Origin of the sequence: Halohasta litorea, from assembly GCF_024494645.1 — an archaeon.
In the GTDB taxonomy this organism is placed as follows: domain Archaea; phylum Halobacteriota; class Halobacteria; order Halobacteriales; family Haloferacaceae; genus Halohasta; species Halohasta litorea.
This window is the reverse complement of sequence record NZ_JANHDJ010000027.1, coordinates 1-5,641: the sequence shown is the minus strand read 5'-3', so window position 1 is coordinate 5,641 and position 5,641 is coordinate 1. Positions and strand designations below refer to the sequence as shown.

General features: G+C 55.8%; 1 tRNA gene and 3 rRNA genes. All 4 read right to left on the bottom strand.

The features are described 5' to 3' along the window. Nucleotides 1–87: ribosomal RNA gene (rrf, locus tag NO877_RS19630) — 5S ribosomal RNA — on the bottom strand; the annotation flags it as partial. Between the two features lie 122 nt (nucleotides 88–209). Further along, nucleotides 210–3,130: ribosomal RNA gene (locus NO877_RS19625) — 23S ribosomal RNA — on the bottom strand. Nucleotides 3,131–3,431: 301 nt separating this feature from the next. Beyond that, nucleotides 3,432–3,503 (bottom strand) — tRNA-Ala (locus NO877_RS19620). 162 nt (nucleotides 3,504–3,665) lie between these two features. After that, nucleotides 3,666–5,139: ribosomal RNA gene (locus NO877_RS19615) — 16S ribosomal RNA — on the bottom strand. Nucleotides 5,140–5,641: the final 502 nt, after the last annotated feature.

Sequence of the window (5,641 nt, the reverse complement as noted above, 5' to 3'; positions counted from 1 at the left end):
CACTCCAGTACTGCACAGAACGCAGACGAGCTTAACTTCCGTGTTCGGGATGGGTACGGGTGGAACCTCGTCGCTATGGCCGCCGTAACGCCGATCAGTGGAATCGAACCACTGCAATACCAAGATCGGTCAGTACGACATATGTACTTCTCGTGTGTTTCGTGCAATCCAGTAAGCGCCTGGACCCAATACGATGGGTCAGTGCAGTATGATTATGGCTTGGTCTGTTAGTTCTCGTGGGCTCAACACCTCGTTGCCTCGGTGCGCACACCCCGAGTCTATCGAACTCGTCTTCTACGAGTGACCTCTGTGGTATTTCTTTTTCATGTGGGTTTCGAGCTTAGATGCGTTCAGCTCTTACCCCGTGACGCGTAGTTACTCGGCAACTGCCCTGACGGACAACCGATACACCAGTGGCGTCCAATCGTAGTTCCTCTCGTACTATACGATCGTTCACGTCAAATACCGTAACACCCCCAATAGATAGCAGCCGACCTGTCTCACGACGGTCTAAACCCAGCTCACGACCTCCTTTAATAGGCGAACAACCTCACCCTTGCCCGCTTCTGCACGGGCAGGATGGAGGGAACCGACATCGAGGTAGCAAGCCACTCGGTCGATATGTGCTCTTGCGAGTGACGACTCTGTTATCCCTAAGGTAGCTTTTCTGTCATCTACGGGCCCCATCAATGGGCCTCGTAGGTTCGCTAGACCACGCTTTCGCGTCAGCGACACTCGTTGGGAATGTCACTGTCAGACTTCCGTATGCTCTTGCGCTCTTCCTCGGGTCTCCGACCCGAGTGAGGAAATCTTGGGGCGCGCTCGATATCTTTTCGAGCGCGTACCGCCCCAGTCAAACTGCCCGGCTACCGGTGTCCTCCTCCCGGAGTGAGAGTCGCAGTCACCATCGGGTAGTATTTCAATGATGTCTGGGTGGCCCGCTGGCGCGGGTACCTCTGTAATGACTCCTACCTATGCTGCACAATGGCGACCACGTCTCAGCGACAGCCTGCAGTAAAGCTCTATAGGGTCTTCGCTTCCCCTTGGGGGTCTCCAGACTCCGCACTGGAACGTACAGTTCACCGGGTCCAGCGTTGGGACAGTGAAGCTCTCGTTGATCCATTCATGCAAGTCGCTACTGAAGCGACAAGGTACTACGCTACCTTAAGAGGGTCATAGTTACCCCCGCCGTTGACGGGTCCTTCGTCCTCTTGTACGAGGTGTTCAGATACCCGCACTGGGCAGGATTCAGTGACTGTACGAGTCCTTGCGGATTTGCAGTCACCTGTGTTGTTATTAGACAGTCGGAGCTTCCGAGATATTGCAACCTGCCCCATTCCGGGGCAGGCATCCCTTCTTGCGAACGTACGGGACTAACTTGCCGAATTCCCTAACGCCGGTTATCCCGACAGACCTTGGCTTTCGCTGCCAGAGCACCTGTGTCGGATCTCGGTACGGACATCACGCTTGCTTTTTCACGGGCCCTAGGTACCACCGACTTGCGCTGTCTCGGGATTCGTTCGGTTCGTGCCATTACGGCTTCCACGAAGTTCCCCGATTCGACCGGGCGACTGCCCGGCTCGGTGTTTCCTAAGGCGTCAGCGTTGAGTGGTGATGGTACTGGAATATTAACCAGTTTCCCTGTTGTCCATTTCGAATTACGGATGGACTTAGGACCGACTAACCCTCAGCTGATTGACAGTGCTGAGGAACCCTTGCTCGTAAGGCCGTCGAGGTTCTCACCCGACTATAGCTGCTACTGTGACCAGGATTTTCGTTTCTGAACGGTCCACGCGAGCTCTCGCCCGAGCTTCCACCCGATCAGAACGCCGACCTACGTGGTCACCCCTGGTGGGGTGCTGCTGGGTCTCGGAAATGGATTTGAGCCCCGATCATTTTGGGCGCCTCGAACCTCGGCCGGTAAGCTGTTACGCTTTTCTTAGAGGGTTGCTGCTTCTAAGCTCACCTCCCGGCTGTTTAGGGCTCGAGACCACCTTCGATCGCACTTAATCCATATTTTGGGTCCTTAACCCAGCTCTGGGTTGTCTCCCTTACGGTGCACAAGCTTACCCCGCACACCGGACTCCCATCGTCTACAACGTTCGTAAGTTCGGAGTTTGACAAAGAAGCCGACTCCTCTCGGAGGCGGGATTCTTAATCGGTCGCTCTACCTCACGAACTATCTCGGATGAGGTCATGCTTCGACATGTTTCGGTCGGAACCAGCTGTTGCCGAGTTCGATGGGCCTTTCACCCCTACACATAGGTCACGAGAGGGTATTGTAAGACACCAACTCTAACGGGCCTCCACGTGCCTTTCGGCACGCTTCACCCTGCCCATGCGTAGATCACTCGGTTTCGGGTCGTATCCCCGCGACTCCCCGCCCTAAAAAGACGGCGGCCCTGGTGCAAAGCACTGCGGCCATGTCGCTTTCGCTACGTCTACTCCGATTCGCGGATTAGACTCGCCGTGGAGATACACTCCCTGGTTCGTTTTTCAAAACGTACGACGCAATATCGGCTTCTCTGTCGTCTTACTGGACGCTCGCGCGTCGGTCATTAAGACAGAGACCTTGTATACCACGTCGTTCTATCGCCAACTGATTTCAGGCCCTATTGCACGATCCTTTGTGGAGTGCTTTTCAGCGTTCGCTCACGCTACTTGTTCGCTATCGGTCTCGAGGAGTGTTTAGTCTTCCCGGGGGATGCCCGGGGAATTTTCACGAGGGATATCCGACCCACGCTACTCTGGATCTGACGCACGACGTACTTCCTTCTGATACGGGGTTGTCACCCTGTATCACGCTCCGTTCCAGAAGACTTCTCAGAAAGGTTCCGTCGATGAGTGTCAGTCCGTACACCACATTGCCCGTGAGGGCTTCGGTTTGGACTGTGTCGTGTTTACTCGCCGTTACTAACGACATCGCAGTTGCGTTCTTTTCCTGTCGGTACTGAGATGTTTCAATTCCCGACGTTCCCTATTGCGCAAGGCAATTGTTGAGAGGGATTCCCATTCGGAGATCCTATGTTCTTAGCCTCCATGCGGCTCCCATAGGCTTTTCGCAGCTTGGCACGTCCTTCATCGGCACTCGAGCCGAGCCATTCACCAGCTGGCACAGTAGCCAGTTGATTGAGACGACTAAGTCGTCTCATGGTTGAGACAGTCTAAGACTGTCTCGAAGATCGAGACACGAATGTGTCTCGAATGTATGTTCACTGTACCCGGTGAGACCACGATGGTCTCTAACGTACTGGGTCCAGTGGACGCCTGGATTGCACGTACACACGATATCATCACACACCGAGGTGGTACGTCGGTGTGTTCTACCCTTCCCATCCACGCTTACGCGGGACGGTGCATCGGTTTCTTCTGCGTATTACACCCGAATGCCGTCACCCGTATAAGGGGCACGGTTCGCGGATGCGCAGACATGGACTCAGTGGGATTCGAACCCACGGCATCCTCCTTGCAAAGGAGGCACTCTGCCGCTGAGCTATGAGCCCAACTCCGAGAAACTCCCGGAGTCGCGAGATGTTAGCCTTGGTAGTTCGAAGGTGCCCGATCGCACTGCGGGGCCGAGTGGAATCGCACTGACGAAGTCAGCGTCGGACTGCCATGAGTATGAACGGTGAGTCTGTCCCGAAGTGGGACAGATCTCGATCTGTAGGAGGTGATCCAGCCGCAGATTCCCCTACGGCTACCTTGTTACGACTTAAGCCCCCTTGCGAAGCCCAGATTCGACCACAGTAATGTGGCCTCATCCGGACCTCACTCGGGTGCTTTGACGGGCGGTGTGTGCAAGGAGCAGGGACGTATTCACCGCGCTCTTCTGAAACGCGATTACTACCGAATCCAGCTTCATGTGGACGAGTTTCAGTCCACAATCCGAACTACGACCAGGTTTCTGAGATTACCGTCGCCTCTCGGCGTAGGAACCCATTGTCCTGACCATTGTAGCCCGCGTGTTGCCCAGCCCATTCGGGGCATACTGACCTACCGTTGCCCATTCCTTCCTCCGCTTTAGCAGCGGCAGTCTTCCTAATGTACCCACCCGGCCGGAGCCGGTGCTGGCAATTAGGAACGTGGGTCTCGCTCGTTGCCTGACTTAACAGGACGCCTCACGGTACGAGCTGACGGCGGCCATGCACCTCCTCTCATCGGCTCGTAGCGGATGTCGTTAACATGACTGTCATTACCGATGTCGGGGCTGGTGAGATGTCCGGCGTTGAGTCCAATTAAACCGCAGGCTCCTCCGGTTGTAGTGCTCCCCCGCCAATTCCTTTAAGTTTCATCCTTGCGGACGTACTTCCCAGGCGGCTCGTTTAGCGGCTTCCCTACGGCACAGCACCCACTCGTAGTGGGTGCCACACCTAACGAGCATCGTTTACAGCTAGGACTACCCGGGTATCTAATCCGGTTCGAGACCCTAGCTTTCGTCCCTCACTGTCGAATCCGTCTTCTCAGAGTGCTTTCGCCATCGGTGGTCCGTCCGGGATTACGGGATTTCACTCCTACCCCGGACGTACCCTCTGAGCCTTCCGGTTCCAAGCCAGACAGTTTTCGCCGGACGCCCACCTGTTGGGCAGGTGGATTTCCCGACGAACTTGGCTGGCCAGCTACGGACGCTTTAGGCCCAATAATATTGGACATCACTCGAGCTGCCGGTATTACCGCGGCGGCTGGCACCGGTCTTGCCCAGCTCTTATTCGTTGACCTCCTTACAGTCAACAAAAGCGAGGGCTAGTATGCCCTCGCACTTGGGATTCCCCTATCGCACTTGCGTGCAGTGTAAAGGTTTCGCGCCTGCTGCGCCCCGTAGGGCCCGGAATCTTGTCTCAGATTCCGTCTCCGGGCTCTGACTCTCATCACCCGTACCAATTATTGGCACGGTGGGCCGTTACCCCACCGTCTACCTAATCGGCCGCAGCCGCATCCTTCAGCGTCGGAACGTTTGGAGTATGCTGCATTCCAGCGTGCATACCGTATCCAGTCTTAGCCTCAGTTTCCCGAGGTTATTCTGGTCTGAAGGGTAGCTTGGCCACGTGTTACTGAGCTATCTGCCACGAGTCTAAACTCGTGCGACTAGCATGGCTAAATCGAATCCCAATAGCAATGTCCTCCGGCAGGATCAACCGGAATGTTCCCTCATCAGAGATGAGGGGGTGGCGGGAACAATCTCGTAAAGAGATTGGTCACCAAAATGTGTCTCATTGCATGGTCCGAGTTCGGCGTCCACCGAGCGATCGGGTGACACCGAACTACCAAGGCTAACGTCGGATCCCATCTGTACGGCGTACCGCAGGGGCGGGATCCCCATTTCTTCGGATTAGATCGAACGCGACTAACGGGTATAAACCCGTCGAACTCGACTCGGCCGACCCGGGTCGAACGGCGTCGATCTGCTCCACGAGTGCCGACCGAGTTGAACGGTCGGGCAATCCCGTGTGTTGTCTGTTGCATTCCATCCGAATGCCCTCGTACATATAAGGGCATCGTCTTGGGATGGCCGCCGTCGGGCGATTCCGACGGCGGGTGTCGTCCGGGAGTGCCCCGTGCGACCTTCGCATTACATCGAATGCCGGGTTGATACTTAACCCCGTCGAAGGAAAGCCGCCACGTCATGCGGTTTCATGCCGTGTGG